We start from the raw sequence: 19445 nt of genomic DNA, 5'->3' as shown, positions 1-19445 counted from the left end.
GCCGATGTCAACACGTTGCATGAAGACGCGTTGGTGACGCGGCATACTTAAGGAATCAACCGGAGGTGCAGCTGTGATTCAAGCCATCGATCGTGCGGCGAAAGTGCTGTCGACGTTGCAGGGCGCACGCCACCTCGGCATCACCGAACTCGCCACCGAACTCTGGCTGCCGGTCTCGACCGTGCACGGCATCGTCAAATCGCTGCAGGGCCACGGTCTTGTCGCGCAGGAGCCTGGCGGCACCCGGTACATGCTCGGTCCGGCCCTGCTCAAACTCTCGAATGTCTACCTCGACACGCTCGACGTGCGCGCGCGGGCCATGCGCTGGACCCTCGAACTCGCGCGCAGAACCGGACTGTCCACACGTCTGGGGGTGCAATTGTTCGACGAGGTCATCATCATTCACCACAACCAGCGGCCTGACGGCAGCCAGCAGATGCCCGAAACGGGCCTGTCCATCCCGGCCCACGCCTCGGCAATGGGCAAGGTTCTCCTCGCATACAGTCCGGAATACGCCTCCGGACTGCTGGGGATGCCCCTGCGCAGTCTCACCGGCGCCACGATCACCGACCCGGCTCAGCTGGCCATCCAATTCGTGTCGATCGTGAGCAACGGCATCGCCACCGAAGAGGACGAGGCCGTGCTGGGCGAGTCGTCGATCGCGGCGCCCGTGGTCGACACCCGCGGCAATGTCATAGCCGCGGTCGCCGTTGTCGTACCGTCGAGCGAGTGGCCTCCCGACTCCAGCGTGCTGAACGGATTGCGTGAGACGGCCCGGAACATCTCCCGGGAACTCGGCGCCAGCACCTGGCCGCCGCGGGCCCCCCAACCGGCCGTCGCCGCGCATCCGCAGTCGTGAGCGCCCATCGCAGGCCGCACTCTCGAACGGGAATTTTTCTGTGGCCGACGCGTTGGGATATAACTAGTAGTAGTTATATGAAACGTGCTCCGGGGTCGGTGTAAGTCCGAACCGGCGGTGAAAGTCCGCGACCCGTGCCGCTCCCAAAGCGGAACGGTTGAACTGGTGAAATTCCAGCACCGACGGTTAAAGTCCGGATGAGAGGCGCACGAGTCGATGGACCATTCCGGTCGGTCGGCGGGTTTCGCAACCCACATGGTGTTCGCCGCACCGCAAACCCGGAGTTCGTTGCACCAACGGACAGGACGGGAATGACGGACCAAGCGGCGCTCGAGGCCATCATGAGGCGTGCGCTCGCGCTGGCCGCGAATGGGCCGGCCACAGGCCCGAACCCCCGCGTCGGCTGTGTTCTCCTCGACGATTCCGGGCAGGTCCTGGCCGAAGGCTGGCATCTCGGCGCCGGAACCCCCCACGCCGAGGTTGTCGCCCTGAGCCGACTCGCCGCCGGCGCCGCCCGCGGTGCCACCGCCGTCGTCACCCTCGAACCCTGCAACCACACCGGCCGCACCGGCCCCTGCTCGCTCGCCCTGATCGACGCCGGCGTCCGCCGGGTCGTCTACGCCGTCGCCGACCCCGGCGTCGGCTCCTCCGGCGGGGCCGACCGGCTCCACGGCGCCGGAATCGACGTCACCGGCGGGCTGCTCGTCGACGAGGTCGAACGATTCCTCGCCGACTGGCTCGTCGCCGCCCGTCTCGGGCGCCCGTTCGTGACGCTCAAGTGGGCGTCGAGCCTCGACGGGCGCGCGGCGGCCGACGACGGGACCAGCCGCTGGATCACCGGACCGGAGGCCCGGCAGGACGTGCACCGGCGGCGCGCGGCAGCCGGCGCCATCCTCGTCGGTACCGGCACCGCGCTCGCCGACGACCCTGCCCTGACCGCCCGCGACGCCGCTGGAAAGCTTCTGCCCACGCAGCCGGTGCCGGTCGTGATCGGCACCCGCGGCATCCCCAACGACGCCGCCCTCCGCGCCCACCCGCATCCGCCCCTCTTCTTCGCCACCGACGATCTGCTGGCCGTGCTGCACGACCTGCACCGGCGCGGCATCCGTCACGCCTTCATCGAGGGTGGGCCCACTCTCGCCAGTGCGTTCGTCGCGGCCGGGCTGGTCGACGAGTACCTCGTGTACCTAGCGCCCACGCTGCTCGGCGGCGCCCGGCTCGCCCTGGGCGACATCGGGGTGGCCGGCATCACCGACCAGCGCCGCCTGGCCATCGACCATTACGACCGACTCGGCGACGACCTCCTCGTCGTCGCCCGGCCGAGATAGGACAATCATGTTCACCGGAATCATCGAGGAACTCGGCCAGGTCGAGAAGGTGGAGCGATCCACGGATGCCGCCCGCCTCACCATCCGCGGCCCGAGAGTCGTAGCCGACGCCGGCCACGGCGACTCGATCGCGGTCAACGGCGTCTGCCTCACCGTGGTGGAGCAGACCGGCGACACCTTCACCGCCGACGTGATGGCCCAGACCCTCCTCATGTCCACCCTCGATGCCGCCCGCGCCGGCAGCCCGGTCAACCTCGAGCGCGCCGCCCTCGTCGGCGACCGCCTGGGCGGCCACATCGTGCAGGGCCACATCGACGGCACCAGCACCCTGCTGGCCGTCACCCCCGGTGAGGCCTGGCGGGTGCTGCGGTTCAGCCTCTCCGCCGAACTCGCCCCGCTCGTGGTGGGCAAGGGCTCCATCGCCGTGGACGGCGTCTCGCTGACCGTCAGCAACATCAGCCCGGCGAGCGAACCGGACCAGTGGTTCGAAGTCTCTCTCATCCCCGAAACCCTCACCGTTACGACGCTGGGACAGCGCACGATCGGCGATCACGTCAACATCGAAACCGACATCCTGGCCCGCCACGTGGAGCGCATGCTCGCCCTGGCGGACGCCGGATCGAAAAGGAGCCACTCATGAGCCTCGCCGACATTCCTACCGCGCTGGATGCCCTCCGGCTCGGGAAACCGGTCATCGTCGCCGACGACGAGGGCCGTGAGAATGAGGGCGATGTGATCATCTCCGCCCAGATGGCCACGCAGGAGTGGATCGCCTGGACCGTGCGGTACTCCTCCGGCTTCATCTGCGCGCCGATGACCAACGACCTAGCCGACAAGCTCGATCTGCCGGTGATGGTGCCGAACAATGAGGACCCCCGCGGCACGAACTACACGGTGTCGGTCGACGCGGCCGACCGGCTCAGCACCGGGATCAGCGCGGCCGACCGCGCGCACACCCTGCGCGTGCTGGCCGATCCGGCCTCGACGCCGTCCAGCCTGCACCGGCCCGGCCACATCATGCCGCTGCGCGCGAGGGATGGCGGTGTGCGCGAGCGGGACGGCCACACGGAGGCGGCCGTCGACCTGATGAAACTGGCCGGCCTCGTACCGGTCGCCGGAATTTGCGAGATCGTCGCCGAAGACGGCGAGATGATGCGCCTGCCCGGGCTCCTCGCCCTCGGCGAGCGCGAGGGCGTGCTGGTGATCACCATCAAGGACCTGATCGCCTACCTGCAGGAGTTCCACACCGACACCGAGCTGCCCACAGTCAGCCCGATCCTCGAATCGCCGCGGGTGGACTTCGAGGTGGAGACCACGGTGCCCACCCGGCACGGCTACTTCCAGGTGCGCGCCTACCGGGACCGGATGACCGGCGCCGACCACGTGGCCATCGTCTCCGGCACCCCCGCCGACGGCGCGATCGTGCGAGTGCACTCCGAGTGTCTCACCGGTGAGGCGTTCGGCTCGCTCAAATGCGAGTGCGGGCCTCAACTGGATGCCGCCCTGGAGACCATTCAGGAGCTCGGCGGCGTCGTCGTCTACCTGCGCGGCCAGGAGGGCCGCGGCATCGGGCTGATCAACAAGCTGCGCGCCTACAAGCTGCAGGAGGACGGCCTGGACACCTTCGACGCCAACGTGGCGCTGGGCCTTCCCGCCGACTCCCGAGACTACGGCGCCGCCACGGCCATCCTGCACGACCTGGGCCTGTCCGCCGTGCGGCTGCTGACCAACAACCCGGAGAAGGTGCGCCAGCTCGAGGCGCACGGCATCACCGTGACCGAGCGAGTGCCGCTCGTCGTCGGCGTCGGCACGCACAATCAGGACTACCTGGCCGTCAAGCGCGACCGGATGGGCCACCACATCACAGAAGCAGACATGCTGAAAGGAATCGCACTATGAGCGGAGCAGGCTCCCCGGAGATCGAGATCGACGGAACCGGGCTGGACATCGTGATCGTCGCCGGACGCTGGCATGACGTGATCACCGACGGGCTGATCGCCGGTGCGACCCGGGTGCTCGAGGCATCCGGTGCCCGCTACTCGCTCGTGCGGGTTCCCGGCAGCTTCGAGCTGCCGGTTGCGTGCAAGGTGGCCCTCGACAACGGCGCCGACGCGGTTGTCGCGCTCGGCGTGATCATTCGTGGCGGCACCCCGCACTTCGAGTACGTGTCGTCGGCGGCAACGGATGGCCTCACCCGGGTGGCGCTGGACACCGGCAAGCCGGTGGGTTTCGGCGTGCTCACCCTCGACGACGAGCAGCAGGGCCTGGACCGGGCGGGCCTGCCCGGCTCGAAGGAGGACAAGGGCGAGGAGGCGGCCGCGGCGGCCATCGCGACCGCTCAGCTGCTGCAGAAGCTGCGCGAGTAAGACACGACCATGGTGCGCGGCGGCATCCGTATCGTAACCGGAGCGTGAGCCGAGGATTAGCGGAGCCAAGACTCCGGACGTAGGGTGCAAGGGCGGCTGTCACAAACGGCCGCCCTTCTCGTCTTCCCGCACCTGTTCTCTCGACCGGAAACGAGACCACGGTGCAGCTGGCGTCGTTCGCCGTCTTCGGCGCGGCCATGGTGGCCCGCCCCATCGGCGCGCTGGTCTTCGGCCACTTCGGCGACAAGAGGGGCCGCAAGGCCACTCTCGTCGGGGCACTGCTGACCATGGGCATCGCGACCTTCCTGATCGGGTTGCTGCCCACCTACGCCATGATGGGCTGGCTCGCGCCGGCCCTGCTCGTGGTCCTGCGCCTCGCCCAGGGCTTCGCACTCGGCGGGGAGTGGTCCGGCGCCGCGCTGGTCGCGACCGAGAACGCCCCGGTCGGCAAGCGCGCCTGGTACGGCACGTTCCCGCAGGTCGGCGCCCCGCTCGGCTTCATCATCGCCAACGGCCTGTTCCTGGCCATCACACTGGCCCTGCCCGGTGACGACCCGACCCGCTGACGACCCGACCCGCCCCTCGGACGCGTTCCTCGAGTGGGCGTGGCGCATCCCGTTCCTCTTCTCCGCGGTGATGGTCGTCGTCGGCCTCTGGGTCCGCCTGGCGCCTGGTCGAATCCGACGCCTTCACACAGGTCGTCGCCACCAAGCGGGTGGAGAAGCTGCCGCTCGCGGCCGTGTTCCGGTCGCACTGGCGCCAGCTGATCCTCGGCACCTTCATCATGCTGGCCACTTACGTGCTGTTCTTCGGCGTGTTCACGTTGGCCTCCAGCCCCTGGGCCGACAGGCACGGGCGCCGCAAGACCCTGATCTTCGTGACCCTGGCGATCATCGGATTCGGCCTGCTCTTCGTGCCGCTGCTCGGCGCCGGGTTCGTCGGCGTGATGTTCTTCCTGATCCTCGGCTTCTCGCTGATGGGCATGACCTTCGGGCCGATGGGCGCGCTGCTGCCCGAGCTGTTCCCGACCAGCGTGCGCTACACCGGCTCCGCTTTCGCGTACAAGATGAGCTCGATCCTCGGGGCGGCGGTGGCTCCGTTCATCGCGCTCTGGCTGTGGACCCTCGGCGAGGGCAGCCCGTTCTGGGTCGGCGTCTACCTCTCGGTGATGGCCGTGATCACCCTGGTCGCCCTGCTGCTGAGCCGCGAGACCCGCGACATCGACATCGAGCACTGACCTGGCTCTCGGCCGGCTCTCGACCACCGGTGGTCGAGCCTGTCGAGACCCGGGTCAGTCGAGGAACAGGATGCGCAGGCGCCGGGTCGTGAAGGCCAGGTCGGGCAGGATCATAGGTCTCGCCGGTGCGGGTCGAGACGGCGCCCAGCCTGCGCATGGTGGTGGTCTTGCCGGCCCCGTTCGGGCCGAGCGGTCCGAAGGATTCGCCGGGCGCCACCTCGAAGGAGATGCCGTCCACGGCGGCGAAATCCTGGTGCCTCGTGACGAGATTCCGGGCCACGACGACGGGCTCCGGCACGGTTCCCTACTGGAGACCGCCGGGCCCATCCCAAGCGGGATGAGGTTAAGCTCATTCAGTGAGTACCCCCAGCAACCCCCGTTCCGCCGCCCGCCCGCCCACCAGTACGGCCGGCCGCACGGCCGGTCGCGGTCGCCTCGGCCGGATGGGGCGCCGCGACGATGCCGGCGGACCCCGCGCGACGTTCAGCCAGTTGGTCCCGTATCTGCTCGAGCACAAGAAGGTGCTCGGCTTCGTCGTCGTACTCAGCATCCTCGGCGCCCTCGCCAGCCTCGCCCAGCCGCTCCTGGTCAGCCAGGTCATCACGATCGTGCAGGAGGGTGACGCGCTCGGCAGCCTGGTGTGGGCGCTGGTCGCACTCGTCGTCGTCTCCGCCCTGATCAGCGGCTACCAGCACTATCTGCTGCAGCGCACCGGTGAGGGCGTCGTGCTCTCCAGTCGCCGCAAACTGATCGGGCGGATGCTCCGCCTTCCGATCAGCGAATTCGACACCCGCCGCACCGGCGACCTGGTCTCCCGGGTGGGGTCGGACACCACGCTGCTGCGGGCCGTGCTCACCCAGGGTTTGGTCGAAGCGATCGGCGGCTCGCTCACGTTCGTCGGCGCGCTCATCGCCATGCTCGTGATCGATCCGGTGCTGCTCGGCCTGACGGTACTGGTGATCGCCGTGTCGGTGGTCACCGTCACACTGCTGTCGCAGCGCATCCGTGCCGCCAGCCTCGCCGCGCAGGCCAAGGTCGGCGACCTCGCCGCCAGTGTCGAGCGCGCCATCAGCGCGGTGCGCACCGTGCGCGCCTCGAACGCCACCGACCGGGAGATCGCCGCCGTCGAGGAGGACGCCAAGGGCGCCTGGCGGATGGGCATCCAGGTCGCGAGGATCTCGGCCCTCGTCGTGCCGATCGCCGGCATCGCCATGCAGGTGTCGTTCCTGGTCGTGCTGGGCGTGGGGGGCTTCCGCGTGGCCAGCGGCACCATCACGATCGCGGACCTGATCGCGTTCATCCTGTTCCTGTTTCTGATGATCGTGCCGCTCGGCCAGGCGTTCGGCGCGATCACCTCCGTGAACGCCGCGCTCGGCGCCCTCGGCCGCATCCAGGAGATCATCGACCTGCCCACCGAGGACCAGTTCGACCGCGACATCGCCCCTCTGGCCATCACGGTCGGCGCCGCCAACGAGTCGGTGCGGCCGGATGCCCCGGCGATCTCGTTCGAGAACGTGCAGTTCGGCTACCTGGTCGCCTCGGCAGCGACGGATGCCGCGGGTGCGGAGGCCGGGTCGGAGGCCGGGTCGGAGGCCGGGTCGCAGGCCGGGTCGCAGGCCGGTGCTGCCGGTGCTGCCGGTGCTGCCGGTGTCGGCCGTGTTGCCGGCGCCGCAGCCGGTGCGGGGGCTATCGGCTCTGCTGCGGCCGCGTCGGCGGATGCCGCCGCTCTTTCCGGTGCCGGGCGTTCCGCTCACACGGCTTCCGACGCCGAGCTCGTCGCCGCCGAGAACGCGATGATCGAGACCGCCGTCGCGGCTCCGTTCGTGCTCGAGACCGCCATCGTGGTTCCGGCCGTGATGGAGGCCGTGCTGGCCGAACCCGACCTCGTCGAGGCAGATCTCGCGGCCGCTGACCGCGCCGCCGCCGCCGCGGCCGCGGCCGCGGCCGCGGCCGACCGTGCTGCCGAGCAGGCGACCGAACGGGCGACCGAGCGCAACGGCGCCGACGCCGCCGGCAAGCCCCGCCCGGTGCTCCGCGGCGTCTCCTTCGACGCCCCGCGCGGCAAGCGCACCGCCTTGGTCGGCCCGTCCGGTGCCGGCAAGAGCACCATCCTGGCCCTGATCGAGCGCTTCTACGACCCGACCGGGGGCGTTGTGCGCATGGGGGGACTGGACATCCGCACCCTCGACCGCACCGCGCTGCGCTCGCAGATCGGCTACGTCGAACAGGACGCCCCCGTTCTGGCCGGTTCGCTGAGGGACAACCTGACCCTGTCCACGCCCGACGCCACCGACGAGGAGTGCATCGCCGTGCTGCACGCCGTGAACCTCTCCGAGGTGCTCGAGCGCGACCCGGCCGGGCTGGGCGCGGCGGTCGGCGAGTCCGGCGTGATGCTCTCCGGCGGCGAACGCCAGCGGCTGGCGATCGCGCGCGCCCTGCTGGCCGCGCCGCCCATCCTGCTGCTGGACGAGTCCACCTCGAGTCTCGACGGCGTCAACGAGCAGAAGATGCGGGCCGCGATCGACGCGGTCGCCGTGGACCGTACCCTGATCGTGATCGCGCACCGCTTGTCGACCGTGGTCGACTCCGACCAGATCGTGGTGCTCGACCACGGCCAGGTCATCGGCACCGGCACGCACTCCGAGCTGGTCGCCTCGACGCCGCTCTACCGCGAGCTCGCCAAGCACCAGCTGCTCGTTTAGCCTGGGCTGCCCGAACCAATTCGACGGAGATTTTAGTCTAAACCGCCAGTTTTGGGCCTGGAACACCCGATCTAGCCAAAATCTCCGTCGAATTCGTTAGGCGCATGTGACCCTGTCAGCGCGCGGACAGCGGGTAGCAGGGCGGGTAACAGCGCGGGTAGCTCGAGCGTCAGCGCGGAGCCATCGGCGGCGAACGGAGCCCGCGGCGCGGCCAGGGGGCGTTCCAGCAGGTCGGTTTCGGTGACATCCGTCGCGGCGAAGTGACGGATGACCCGCGCCCGCACCCGCGACCCGTGCGTCTCGGAGAGCCGCACGATCAGATCCCCGCTGCGGTCCTCGGCCAGCTTGACCGCCTCGACCACGACGGCCGGGTGGTCGACCTCGATCAACGGATCCACGCGGGCCGCTCTCACCCCGGTCACCGAACAAAGCGGCAGGTTCAGCCGGTACCCCTCCGCGACCGCCTCGGGGATACCGGCGCCGACCCGCAACGGCACGGATGCCCGGTGCACCGCCGGGCGCAACCGCTCCCGCACGAACCGGTCGATGCGTTTCTCCACGAGTGCGCCGTCGTCATGCATCGCACCTGCGACTTCCCGCCGGGCACCGCCGCCCCACTGGCAGCATCGTACGACTGCCCCCGGCCCCGCACGTCCCCCACTGCAGGCGCTCGTGAACCAATTCGACGGAGATTTTCGGATCTGAAGCGGATTACACACCCGAAACAGCCCCACGGGAGCACAATCTCCGTCGAATTCGTCAGGCAACGGATGCCGCAGTGCACGAGCGGCGCCGAGCTCCGCTACGCGTTTCGGAGGTTGTAGCGCACGCTCGCGAGCTCGGAGAGCAGCGCCGGCGGCACCCGGTCGCCGAACTTGGCGAAGTACTCCTCAGTGAGGTCGCACTCGGCCAGCCAGGAGGCCGGGTCGATCGCAAAGAGCTGCTCGACATCAGAGTCGGCCAAGTCCAGACCCTTCAGGTCGAGGCCACCCTGGACCGGGAGGTGTCCGATCGGGGTGTCCACGGCATCCGCGAAGCCTTCGACGCGGCGCACGATCCACTCGATCACGCGGGAGTTCTCGCCGAAACCGGGCCAGAGGAAGCTTCCGTCCGCGCCCTTGCGGAACCAGTTCACCTGGAAGATCTCCGGCGCCTTGCCGCCGAGACCACGGCCGACCTTGAGCCAGTGCGCCCAGTAGTCCGCCATGTTGTAGCCGCAAAAGGGGAGCATCGCGAACGGGTCGCGGCGCAACTCGCCGACGGTGCCCTCGGCGGCCGCGGTCTTCTCCGAGGAGATGGTCGCGCCCATGAACACGCCGTGCTTCCAGCTGCGGGCCTGGGCCACCAGCGGCACGTTCGTCGCGCGGCGTCCGCCGAAGAGGATGGCGTCGATCGGCACGCCGCCGAAAGCCTCCCAGTCGTCGGCGATCGACGGGCACTGCGCCGCAGCGACCGTGAAGCGGGAGTTGGGGTGGGCGGCCGGGCGGCCGGAGGCGGGCGTCCAATCCTTGCCCTCCCAGTCGATCAGGTGGCTGGGAGTGGTCTCGGTCAGACCCTCCCACCACACGTCGCCGTCGTCGCGCAGTGCGACGTTCGTGAAGATCGTGTTGCCCCAGACGGTGGCCACGGCGGTCGGGTTGGTGACCTCGCCGGTTCCGGGGGCCACACCGAAGAAGCCGGCCTCCGGGTTGATCGCGTACAGCCGGCCGTCGGGCCCGGGGCGCAGCCAGGCGATGTCGTCGCCAATGGTCTCGACCTTCCACCCGGGGATGGTCGGGCGCAGCATCGACAGGTTCGTCTTGCCGCAGGCCGACGGGAACGCCGCGGCCAGGTGCGACACGCCGCCCTCCGGGGAGGTTACCTTGATCAGGAGCATGTGTTCGGCCAGCCAGCCCTCGTCGCGGGCCATGACGGATGCGATCCGCAGCGCGAACGACTTCTTCGAGAGCAGCGCGTTGCCGCCGTAGCCCGAGCCGAACGACCACACCTCGCGGGTCTCCGGGAACTGCACAATGTATTTGGTGTCGTTACACGGCCAGGAGACGTCCCCACGGCGGCGCCCCTCGGCGTCGACCAGCGGGTAGCCCACGCTGTGCACGGTGTGCACCCAGGGGGCTCCGGCCTCGATCATGTGCAGCACCTTCTGGCCCGTGCGCGTCATGATGCCCATGTTCAGCACCACGTAGGGCGAGTCGGTGATCTCCACGCCGAGCTGGGAGATGGGGCCGCCGAGCGGTCCCATCGAAAACGGCACGATGTACATTGTGCGCCCGCGCATGCTGCCGGCGAAGACTCCCCGCAGCTCGCCCCGCATCGCGTCCGGGTCGGCCCAGTTGTTGGTGGGGCCGGCATCGCCCGGGTCGACCGAGCAGATGAAGGTGCGGTCCTCGACGCGCGCCACGTCCGACGGGCTCGTGCGGGCCAGGTAGCTGTTGGGGCGCCACTCCGGGTTCAGGTGGATGAGCTTGCCCTCGGCGACGAGCTGTTTCGCGAGCACGTCGGCTTCGCGCAACGATCCGTCACACCAGACGACGGCGTCGGGCTGGGTCAGCCGGGCAATTTCGTCCACCCAGGCCTGAAGGTTGGGGTCGGTGGTGCCGGCGACATAGCGGGACTCGCCCCCGCCGGTCTCAAGTCGGGAATTCGCGATTGTCATCTCCTGGCCTTTCGTGGTCAATCCGGCGTGAACCAGTGGTCTGCAGTCGTGGGGGGACGCAAATACGCCCTCCCTCTCCACAATGATCCACCGATGCCACCGGTGCCGGAAGTGCTCAGGTTAAGAACAGCGAATCTTTCGTTATCGTTAAGGAATGTCGACACGTGCCGCTGATCTGATCACCCTGGGACTCCGTATCCGTCATTTCCGGGCCGAGCGCGGCTTCACGCTCGACCAGCTCGGCGAGCAGGTCGGCATGGCCGGGAGCCAGCTCTCCCTGATCGAGAACGGCCGCCGCTCCCCCAAGCTGTCGACGTTGCAGGACATTGCCACCGCCGTCGACGTGGAGCTCACCGACCTGCTCAAAAACGAAGCGCCGAACACGCGGGCCGCACTCGAGATCGAGCTGGAGCGCGCGCAGCGCAATCCGCTCTACGGCGCCCTCGGCCTGCCGCGGGTGAAGATGACCAAGGGCATGCCGATGGCGGCGCTCGAGTCCCTTCTCGGTCTGCACCGCGAACTCGCTCGCCGCGCCAGCGAAGCCATCGCCACGCCGGAAGAGGCCCGCCGCGCGAACACGGAACTGCGCGAACAGATGCGCGAACAAGATAATTTCATGCCCGACATCGAGCAGCTCGCCGAAGACCGAGTGCGGGCATCCGGGCATGTGTCGGGCGCCCTCACCCACCGGGAGGTCAGCGTGATGGCCGAGCAGCTCGGCTTCAACCTCATCTACGTCAATGACCTGCCCGGCTCGACCCGGTCGGTCACCGACCTGGTCAATCACCGCATCTACCTGCCGCCGGCGTCGATCCCCGGCGGTCACGGCTTGCGCTCGATGGCGCTGCAGGCCATGGGGCACCGGCTGCTCGGCCACGAGCGGCCGGGCAGCTACGCCGAGTTCCTCTGGCAGAGGCTGCAGATCAACTACTTCGCGGCCGCCTGCCTGATGCCGCAGGCGGCATCCGTCGCGTTCCTCTCCCACGCCAAGCGCGAACGCGAGCTCTCGGTCGAGGACTTCCGCGACGCCTTCGGGGTGACCCACGAGGCCGCGGCGCTACGACTGACGAACCTGGCCACCTCGCACCTGGACATGCCGCTGCACTTCCTGCGCGTCACCGGCGACGGCGCCCTGCAGAAGGGCTACGAGAACGACGACCTTCCCCTGCCGGCCGACGTGACCGGCTCGATCGAGGGCCAGTTCGTCTGCAAGCAGTGGAGCGCCCGCAGCGCCTTCACCCACACCAACCGCACCACCGAGTTCTACCAGTACACCGACACGCCGGCCGGCACCTTCTGGTGCGCCACCCAGACCGGGGCGACGGATGCCGGCGAGTTCTCGATCAGCGTCGGCGTGCCCTTCGTGCAGGCCAAGTGGTTCCGCGGCCGGGAGACCACGCAGCGGGCGGTGTCCCGCTGCCCGGACGAGTCCTGCTGTCGCCGCCCGGCCTCCGAGGTCTCCTCGCGCTGGGCCGGCAAGGCCTGGCCGAGCGCCCGGCTGCACGCGCACGTGCTGTCGCCGCTGCCCAGCGGCACCTTCCCCGGCGTCGACGACACCGAGGTCTACGAGTTCCTCGAGGCGCACGCCGCGGAGTAGTGGGGATCCTGGCACTGAGCCACTTACGTCGTCGGGTCATCCGTCGACGAAGACGACTTCGTCTCCGTCTCCGTCTCCGTCGAACGAATTCGACGGAGATTTTGCCAGAAACGGTCCCGAACGCTCCGAAACTGCTTCTTTTTGCGAGAATCTCCGTCGAATTGGTTCGATACCGGACACGGCGCTCCATCTGTGATGAACAGCGTACGCTCGGCGCGGACAGGAGACGACGGGCGGCTCGGCGCGGACAGGGCACGACGGAGCGGCCCGACGGGCGGCAGGGCGAGGGTCAGGGGCGGGCGGCGAACGCGGTGGCGGTGCCACGGGCGGTGAGGCTGACCCGGCTGCCCACGACGGTGCCCATCGTGCCGTGCTGCCTTACGTGCACCAGCGTCCCGGGGCTCTGCGTCCCTGGGCTCTGGGGGAAGCCGGACGCCGGGGCGCCCACGCAGAACAGGCGCACCGCCAGCTGCACCTCGGGCCCGTAGAAATCGACCGCTTCGACCTGGCCGGTACAGGAGGCGGCGGCATCCGCCCCTCCGGACTCGCAGTGCTCGACCATGATCTGCTCCGGGCGCAGCATGATGCAGGCGTCGCCGCGCAGGCTGGTGGGGGCGACCGCGACTGTGCCCAGCGCGCAGGCGGCGAAACCGTCCGAGATGGTGGCCGGTAGCACGACCGCGTCGCCGAGGAACCGGGCCGTGAACAGGTCGACGGGGCGCCAGTAGACCTCGCGCGGCGGCCCGACCTGGCAGAGGTTGCCGTCGCGGAGCACCGCGAGCTGGTGGGCGAAGCTCATCGCCTCCGCCTGGTCGTGGGTGACGAGCACCGTGGTGATGCCGGCGCGCTCCAGCGTTTCGGCGACGATGTCGCGGGTTGCCGCCCGCAGTCCGGCATCGAGGGAGGAGAACGGTTCGTCGAGGAGCATCACCCGCGGCTGGCGGGCGAGGGCCCGCGCCAGGGCCACGCGCTGCTGCTGGCCGCCGGACAGTTCGTCGGGGCGGCGGGCGGCGAAGTCGGGCCTCAGCGACACCATCTCGAGCAGCTCGCTCACGGCGCGGGCGCGTTGCTTGCGGGTGCCGCCGCGGAGCGCCGGGCCGAGGCCGAACGCGATGTTCTGCCCCACGGTGAGGTGCGGGAACAGGGCGCCGTCCTGCGCGACGAAGCCGATCCCGCGCCGATGCGCGGCCACGGCCGCGCCCGGGGCGGCCACGGTGCGACCGAGCACGCTGATGGTGCCCGAGTCGGGCAGCTCGAAGCCGCTGATCAGGCGCAGCAGGGTGGTCTTGCCCGACCCGGACGAGCCGACCACGACCGTGCGGCTACCCTCCGGCACCGAGAGGGCGATGTCCTCGAGGATACGGGTGCTGCCGAAGCTCTTGTTGACCCCGGACAGTTCGACGGCGGCGGTCATGAAACGCTCGTCAGCCGGGAGCGGGCGAACAGCAGGTAGGTGACCGGCAGGCTCAGCACGATCATCATCAGGGCGTAGGGCGCGGCGCCGACGTAGTTGATGTCGTTCACCTTCGACCAGAACTGGATCGCGAGGGTGCGGGTGCCGCTCGGGGCCAGCAGCAGCGTAGCGGTCAGCTCGGTGACGATGCCAAGGAACACGAGCGCCCCCGCGGCCAGGGCCGAGGGCGCGAAGAAGCGGGTGGTGACACTCAGGAACGCGGCGAACGGATGCTTGCCGAGCGACCGGGCCGCCTCCTCCAGTCCGACCGGAACCTGTGCGAGCCCGGCCCGGAGGTTCACCAGCGCGCGCGGCAGGAACATCAGCAAGTACGTCACGATCACCAGCACGGTGGTCTGGTAGAGCGGCTGCACGAAACGGATGCTGATGGTCACCAACGCGAGGGCCGTGACGATCCCAGGGAGGGAACTGGTGAGGTAGTTGACCGATTCGAGGCCGCGGGACAGCCGGCTCGGGTAGCGCACCGCGAGGAACGCGATCGGGAACGCGAGTACACAGGTGACCGCGGCGCCGACGAGGCCGTAGCCCACGGTCTGCAGCAGGGCCTGGACCAGCACGGCATCGGTCCACACGATTGCGCCGCCCTGGTAGAGCCAGCGGATGACGCTCCAGAACGGGACTCCGATCGCGAGTGCGAACAGCCCACCGAGGAACAGGTAGCCGACCGGCGTGAAGGCGCGGAGGGAGCGCCGCGGCGTGACCCGGGCCACACCCGAGCCAATGCGGGCGTACCGGGAGCGTCCGCGGGCACCGGACTCCCCGATCAACAGGAACAGGCACAGCAGCACGAGAACGCCGGCGAGGGCGTTGGCCGCGGGGCCGTTGAACGTGGACCGGTACTGCTCCACGATGGCGGTGGTGAAGGTGTCAAAGCGGATCATCGCGAACGCGCCGTATTCGGAGAGCAGGTGCAGCCCTACCAGCAGGGCGCCGCCGAGGATCGGCAGCCGCAACTGGGGCAGGATGACGCGGAAGAAGACGCCCCAGGCACCGCTGCCGAGCGACTCTGCTGCCTCTTCGACCGTGGGGTCCAGCCGACGGAGCGCGGCGACGCAGGGCAGGTAGACCAACGGGAAGTACGACAGGGTGGCGATCAGAACCCCGGACCAGAGCCCGTTCAAGGAGGGTACGGCGCTCACCCAGCCGTAGCTGTTGACGAAGGCCGGCACCGCGAGCGGCGTCGCCAGGAGCACGGCGAACACCCGGTGGCCGCGCAGGGAGGTGCGGCCGACCAGCCAGGCGGCGGCCACCCCGATCGCCGCGGTCAACGGCACGGTGATCACGACCAACCCGATCGTGTTCAGGAGCAGTTCGCCGACCCGCGGCCGGAACACGAGCGCCGAGAGGGTCGGCCAACCGGTCAGGATACCGGTGACGATGACGTAGCCCAGCGGCAGCAGCCCGAGCACGGACACGGTGACGGCGGCCGCCACGATGAATGGTGAGGGTCGTTTGCCGACCCGGCCGGCGGCATCCGTGCGCCCCGCAAGCCCCGTTGCGCCGGTTTCGGCGACGGCTCCGCGACCGGTGTCCGACGGGTCGGGCGCCGGTTTCGCGGTCGAGGGGGCTGCAGGTATCACCAGTTTCAGCCTAGAGGAAACCGGCCTCGGTCATCAGATCGGTGACCTTGGTGCTGTTGAGTTTGGACGGGTCGATGACGGGGGCGTCGAGTTCGCGAAGCGGCACCATCGCGGGGTTCGCGTCGACCGCGTCGGAAACGGGGTACTCGAACGAGGTGCCGGTCTTCAGGATTTCCTGGCCGGCCTTGCCGGTGATGAAAGCGAGGAACGCCTGAGCGGCCACGGGGTTCGCGCTGGTCTCCAGCACTCCGCCGCCGGAGACGCTGACGAACGCACCGGGATCCTGGTTCTTGAAGTAGTGCATCTGGGTGCTGGAGCTGTTCTCGCCCGTACCGGCCTGGTCTGCGAACCAGTAGTAGTGGTAGATCACGCCGCCGGGGATCTCACCCGCGTTGACGGCCTTCATCACGGTGCTGTTGCCTTTATAGACGACCGCGTTCTCCTTCATGGCCGCGAGCCAGTCGCTCGTTGCGGCTTCGCCCTTGAGCTCGAGGAGCGCACTGACGATGGCTTGGAAGTCGGCGCCGGAGGGCGACGCGGCCCAGCGGCCGGCCCAGGCCGGGTCGGCGAGGTCGAGCAGCGAGGCCGGCAGTTCGCCCGCGCTAATCATGCTCGGGTTGTAGGCGAACACGGTCGAGCGGGCGGCAATGCCGGTCCAGGTGCCGGTGGACGGCTGGAACTGCTTGGGAACTTGGGCCAGCGTGGCGTCGTCGACCGGGGCGAACAGGCCGGCCTTGTCGACGAGGCTGATCGCGGGCGAGTTCTCGGTGAGGAACACGTCGGCCTTCGACGCGGCGCCTTCCTGCACGAGCTGGTTGCCGAGTTCCGAGTCGTCGCCGTTGCGGAGCGTGACGGTGACGCCGGTCTCCGCGGTGAATTCGTCGGCCCAGGCCTGGGTCAGTTCCTCGTGCTGGGCGTTGTAGACCGTGATCGAACCCGACGGGGTGGAAGCGTCGGTAGCACCAGGACTGGATTCCTCGGGTGCGCTGCACCCGGTCACCCCGAGCAGGGCCACCGTTCCGATAGCGGTAAGCAGTGCCCAGCGGCGTGTCAAGATCATCGTGTTGCGTCCCTACTGTCGTGCGGGCATGACCCACAGTGCTTTTAGGTAAGCCTACCCTAAAGAAATTGGCGTCGTCGGGGCCGCAGGGGAATACACAGGCTCGGCCCCGGTCAGCGGGGCGGCATCCGGATGGCGCCGTCGAGCCGGATGGTGTCGCCGTTGAGCATCGGGTTCTCGACGATGTGCCGCACGAGCGCGGCGAACGCGGCCGGGTTGCCGAGCCGGGAAGGGTGTGGAACCTGCGCCGCGAGGGACTCGCGCACGTTCTCGGGGAGCCCCTGAAGCAGCGGGGTGTCGAAGATGCCGGGCGCGATCGCCACCACCCGGATCAACGATCGGGCGAATTCGCGGGCGAGCGGCAGGGTCATCGCGGCGACGCCGCCCTTCGAGGCGGCATAGGCCGCCTGACCGATCTGCCCGTCGAAGGCTGCGACGGATGCCGTGTTCACGATCACACCGCGCTCCGGGACGGTGCCGGCCGTCTGGTCGATCGTGCCGGGGGTGCCGTCCGTGCCGTTCGTCCCGGGGGCTCCGTCCGTGCCACCGACCGGGTCGGTAGCCTGCATGGCGACCGCGGCCAGCCGGATCACGTTATACGTGCCGACGAGGTTGATGCGAATGACCCGGTCGAAGTCGTCCAGCGGCAGCGGGGCCCCGGTGCGGTCGACGGTGCGCTGGCCGGGGGCGATGCCGGCACAGTTGACCACGATGCGCAGCGGGGCGATCGCGGCGGCGGCGTCGACGGCGGCCTGCACGTCCTCGGTGCGGGTGACGTCACCCGGCACGAAACACGCCCGGCCGCCGATCACGACCGCCGCCTGCTCCCCACTGGTGCCGGGCAGGTCGAGCAGCACGACCGCTGCCCCAGCGTGGGCCAGGGCGGTAGCGGTGGCCAGCCCGAGGCCGGAGGCGGCTCCGGTGACGAGGGCGGAGCATCCGTCGACGCGCATCTCAGAGCCGTTCGATGATGGTGGCGTTGGCCATGCCGCCGCCCTCGCACATGGTCTGCAGGCCCCAGCGGCCGCCGGTCAGTTCGAGGTGGTTGAGCAGGGTGCCGAGGAGCCGGGTGCCCGAGGAGCCGAGCGCGTGGCCGAGAGCGATGGCCCCGCCGCGCGGATTGAGCAGGGCCGGGTCGGCGCCGAGTTCGCGCAGCCAGACCAGCGGCACGGTGGCAAACGCCTCGTTGACCTCGTAGGCGTCGAGGTCGTCGATGCTGAGACCGGAGCGCTCCAGGATGCGCCGGGTCGCCGGGATCACGCCCGTGAGCATCAAGAGCGGGTCGCTTCCGGTCACCGCGAAGCTGTGGAACCGGGCGCGCGGGTTGAGGCCGAGCTGGGCGGCGCGTTTGGCGCTCATGATCAGAGCCGCGGAGGCGCCGTCGGTGAGCGGCGACGAGTTGCCGGCGGTGATGTGCCAGTCGAGTTTCGGGAAGCGGGCGGCGAGGGCGTCGGTGCGGAACGCCGGAGGCAGGGCGGCCAGGGAATCGAGGGTGGTGCCGGGGCGGATGGTCTCGTCGGCGGCCACGACCCGGCCGTCCCGCAGAGTCGTCGGCTGCAGTTCGCCGTCGAAATCGCCGCGTTCGGCGGCGGCCGCGGCGAGTCGGTGCGAGCGGGCGGCGAAGGCATCCAGTTCGCCGCGGCCCAGTTTCCACTTCTGGTTCATCAGCTCGGCCGAGACGCCCTGGTTGACGAGCCCGTCGGGGTAGCGGTCGCGCATCAGCGTGCCGTGCGGATTCGGGATCTGTCCGCTCTGCTGGTTCTGGTGGCTCTGCCCGCCTTGCTGGTTCTGCGGGCTCTGGGCCGTGCCGAGCGACGAGCCCAGCGGCACGCGGCTCATCGATTCGACGCCGCAGGCGATGACGATGTCGTAGCTGCCGGCCATCACGCCCTGCGCGGCGAACGTGGCCGCCTGCTGGCTGGATCCGCACTGCCGGTCGATGGTCGCGCCGGGCACCGAGTCGGGAAAACCCGCGCTGAGCAGGGCGGTGCGGGTCACGTTGTAGCCCTGCTCGCCGACCTGGCTGACGCAGCCGCCGATCACGTCGTCAACGAGCGCGGGATCGAGCCCGTTGCGGGTGACCAGTTCGCTCAGCACCCCGGCCAGCAGGTCCGCGGGGTGCACTCCCGAGAGGGCGCCGCCCGGTTTGCCTCGACCCGACGCGGTGCGCACGACATCGACAATGACAGCCTCGTTGCTCATGACCTCAGCCTAGGCTTCCGGTGCCACCGCGGCGCGGAGCGGGGAGCGCGTGTGGGCTGCGGGCTGCGGGCTGCGCGCTGCGCGTGGAGTACGGGCTGCGCGTGGAGTACGGGCCGCGCGTGGGCTGCGGGCTGCGCGTGGGGTACGGGCCGCGCGTGGGGCACGGGCCGCGCGTGGGGCTAACTCAGGAGATCCGCTGGGGAAGCCGTCGTCCGGCGGATTCCGCCGCACTGGTCCGGGGGCTAACAGAACGCGGCCGACGTATCTCCTGAGTTGGCCACAAACGCGGCAGGACAGGGACGTGCGGGTGTGGCGTGCGTGTGTGGCGTGCGGCGGTGAGCCGTGCAGGTTCGGGTGTGGCGTGCGTGTGTGGCGTGCGGCGGT

Annotated in this window: 14 protein-coding genes, 2 pseudogenes and 1 riboswitch; of the genes and pseudogenes, 8 read left to right on the top strand and 8 right to left on the bottom strand. The window is 69.6% G+C overall.

The features are described from left to right. Positions 1 to 73: 73 nt before the first annotated feature. From CXY82_RS13395 to CXY82_RS13370, 6 genes and pseudogenes are all read left to right on the top strand, one after another. Complete coding sequence (locus CXY82_RS13395; RefSeq protein ID WP_104171359.1) at positions 74 to 859, top strand: IclR family transcriptional regulator; 786 nt, start codon at positions 74 to 76, stop codon at positions 857 to 859. An 81-nt stretch (positions 860 to 940) separates the two neighbouring features. Further along, a riboswitch (FMN riboswitch) is annotated at positions 941 to 1072 on the top strand. Positions 1073 to 1170: 98 nt separating this feature from the next. Continuing rightward, positions 1171 to 2187, top strand: coding sequence for a bifunctional diaminohydroxyphosphoribosylaminopyrimidine deaminase/5-amino-6-(5-phosphoribosylamino)uracil reductase RibD (ribD, locus tag CXY82_RS13390; RefSeq protein ID WP_104171358.1), 1017 nt, complete (start codon positions 1171 to 1173; stop codon positions 2185 to 2187). Positions 2188 to 2194: 7 nt separating this feature from the next. Then, entirely contained in the window at positions 2195 to 2827 is a 633-nt protein-coding gene (locus CXY82_RS13385) for a riboflavin synthase (RefSeq protein WP_104171357.1), read from the top strand. Beyond that, positions 2824 to 4086 (top strand): 3,4-dihydroxy-2-butanone-4-phosphate synthase, encoded by a 1263-nt coding sequence (ribB, locus tag CXY82_RS13380; protein ID WP_104100364.1) that lies wholly within the window; start codon positions 2824 to 2826, stop codon positions 4084 to 4086. The genes CXY82_RS13385 and ribB overlap by 4 nt, the downstream gene beginning before the upstream one ends. Next, positions 4083 to 4553 (top strand): 6,7-dimethyl-8-ribityllumazine synthase, encoded by a 471-nt coding sequence (gene ribH / locus CXY82_RS13375; protein WP_104100365.1) that lies wholly within the window; start codon positions 4083 to 4085, stop codon positions 4551 to 4553. The genes ribB and ribH overlap by 4 nt, the downstream gene beginning before the upstream one ends. A gap of 84 nt (positions 4554 to 4637) precedes the next feature. Next, positions 4638 to 5790, top strand: a pseudogene (locus CXY82_RS13370) (MFS transporter). Between the two features lie 121 nt (positions 5791 to 5911). Here the strand turns inward: CXY82_RS13370 and CXY82_RS13365 are convergent. Continuing rightward, positions 5912 to 6088: pseudogene (locus CXY82_RS13365) on the bottom strand (ATP-binding cassette domain-containing protein); the annotation flags it as partial. Positions 6089 to 6233: 145 nt separating this feature from the next. On the opposite strand from CXY82_RS13365, the gene CXY82_RS13360 reads away from it, so the two are divergent. Continuing rightward, complete coding sequence (locus tag CXY82_RS13360; RefSeq protein WP_104171430.1) at positions 6234 to 8492, top strand: ABC transporter ATP-binding protein; 2259 nt, start codon at positions 6234 to 6236, stop codon at positions 8490 to 8492. A 71-nt stretch (positions 8493 to 8563) separates the two neighbouring features. Here CXY82_RS13360 and CXY82_RS13355 read toward each other — a convergent pair whose 3' ends face one another. Next, on the bottom strand, positions 8564 to 9073 hold the full coding sequence (locus tag CXY82_RS13355; RefSeq protein ID WP_104171356.1) for a glycosyl hydrolase-related protein: 510 nt from the start codon (positions 9071 to 9073) through the stop codon (positions 8564 to 8566). A gap of 221 nt (positions 9074 to 9294) precedes the next feature. Continuing rightward, the gene (locus CXY82_RS13350) at positions 9295 to 11148 is read right to left on the bottom strand and encodes a phosphoenolpyruvate carboxykinase (GTP) (RefSeq protein WP_104171355.1); all 1854 of its coding nucleotides are present in this window, start codon (positions 11146 to 11148) and stop codon (positions 9295 to 9297) included. Between the two features lie 154 nt (positions 11149 to 11302). On the opposite strand from CXY82_RS13350, the gene CXY82_RS13345 reads away from it, so the two are divergent. Continuing rightward, the gene (locus tag CXY82_RS13345) at positions 11303 to 12745 is read left to right on the top strand and encodes a helix-turn-helix domain-containing protein (protein WP_104171354.1); all 1443 of its coding nucleotides are present in this window, start codon (positions 11303 to 11305) and stop codon (positions 12743 to 12745) included. 289 nt (positions 12746 to 13034) lie between these two features. Here CXY82_RS13345 and CXY82_RS13340 read toward each other — a convergent pair whose 3' ends face one another. The 5 genes from CXY82_RS13340 to CXY82_RS13320 all read right to left on the bottom strand — a co-directional run bounded on the left by CXY82_RS13340 (position 13035) and on the right by CXY82_RS13320 (position 19061). Further along, entirely contained in the window at positions 13035 to 14159 is a 1125-nt protein-coding gene (locus CXY82_RS13340; RefSeq protein ID WP_104171353.1) for an ABC transporter ATP-binding protein, read from the bottom strand. After that, a complete protein-coding gene (locus CXY82_RS13335) occupies positions 14156 to 15652 on the bottom strand; it encodes an ABC transporter permease (protein WP_370295405.1) in 1497 nt (498 codons plus the stop codon). The genes CXY82_RS13340 and CXY82_RS13335 overlap by 4 nt, the downstream gene beginning before the upstream one ends. Positions 15653 to 15809: 157 nt before the next feature. Then, a complete protein-coding gene (locus CXY82_RS13330) occupies positions 15810 to 16859 on the bottom strand; it encodes an iron ABC transporter substrate-binding protein (protein ID WP_104099200.1) in 1050 nt (349 codons plus the stop codon). A 113-nt stretch (positions 16860 to 16972) separates the two neighbouring features. Continuing rightward, entirely contained in the window at positions 16973 to 17812 is an 840-nt protein-coding gene (locus CXY82_RS13325) for an SDR family NAD(P)-dependent oxidoreductase (protein WP_104171352.1), read from the bottom strand. A 1-nt stretch (position 17813) separates the two neighbouring features. After that, a complete protein-coding gene (locus CXY82_RS13320) occupies positions 17814 to 19061 on the bottom strand; it encodes a thiolase family protein (RefSeq protein WP_104171351.1) in 1248 nt (415 codons plus the stop codon). Between the last annotated feature and the right edge of the window lie 384 nt (positions 19062 to 19445).

This window comes from Cryobacterium sp. M23 (genome assembly GCF_002929655.1).
GTDB classification, from domain to species: domain Bacteria; phylum Actinomycetota; class Actinomycetes; order Actinomycetales; family Microbacteriaceae; genus Cryobacterium; species Cryobacterium sandaracinum.
Note: the sequence above shows the minus strand (reverse complement) of the source record. Positions and strands in the feature narration are given on the sequence as shown.

Bases quoted from the DNA above. Each gene is read 5' to 3' on its own strand.
- ribH (WP_104100365.1), top strand. From the start codon at position 4,083: ATGAGCGGAGCAGGCTCCCCGGAGATCGAGATCGACGGAACCGGGCTG.
- CXY82_RS13360 (WP_104171430.1), top strand. From the start codon at position 6,234: ATGGGGCGCCGCGACGATGCCGGCGGACCCCGCGCGACGTTCAGCCAG.
- CXY82_RS13330 (WP_104099200.1), bottom strand. From the start codon at position 16,859: ATGATCTTGACACGCCGCTGGGCACTGCTTACCGCTATCGGAACGGTG.
- CXY82_RS13350 (WP_104171355.1), bottom strand. From the start codon at position 11,148: ATGACAATCGCGAATTCCCGACTTGAGACCGGCGGGGGCGAGTCCCGC.
- CXY82_RS13320 (WP_104171351.1), bottom strand. From the start codon at position 19,061: ATGAGCAACGAGGCTGTCATTGTCGATGTCGTGCGCACCGCGTCGGGT.
- CXY82_RS13340 (WP_104171353.1), bottom strand. From the start codon at position 14,159: ATGACCGCCGCCGTCGAACTGTCCGGGGTCAACAAGAGCTTCGGCAGC.
- ribD (WP_104171358.1), top strand. From the start codon at position 1,171: ATGACGGACCAAGCGGCGCTCGAGGCCATCATGAGGCGTGCGCTCGCG.
- CXY82_RS13345 (WP_104171354.1), top strand. From the start codon at position 11,303: ATGTCGACACGTGCCGCTGATCTGATCACCCTGGGACTCCGTATCCGT.
- ribB (WP_104100364.1), top strand. From the start codon at position 2,824: ATGAGCCTCGCCGACATTCCTACCGCGCTGGATGCCCTCCGGCTCGGG.
- CXY82_RS13385 (WP_104171357.1), top strand. From the start codon at position 2,195: ATGTTCACCGGAATCATCGAGGAACTCGGCCAGGTCGAGAAGGTGGAG.
- CXY82_RS13355 (WP_104171356.1), bottom strand. From the start codon at position 9,073: ATGCATGACGACGGCGCACTCGTGGAGAAACGCATCGACCGGTTCGTG.
- CXY82_RS13325 (WP_104171352.1), bottom strand. From the start codon at position 17,812: ATGCGCGTCGACGGATGCTCCGCCCTCGTCACCGGAGCCGCCTCCGGC.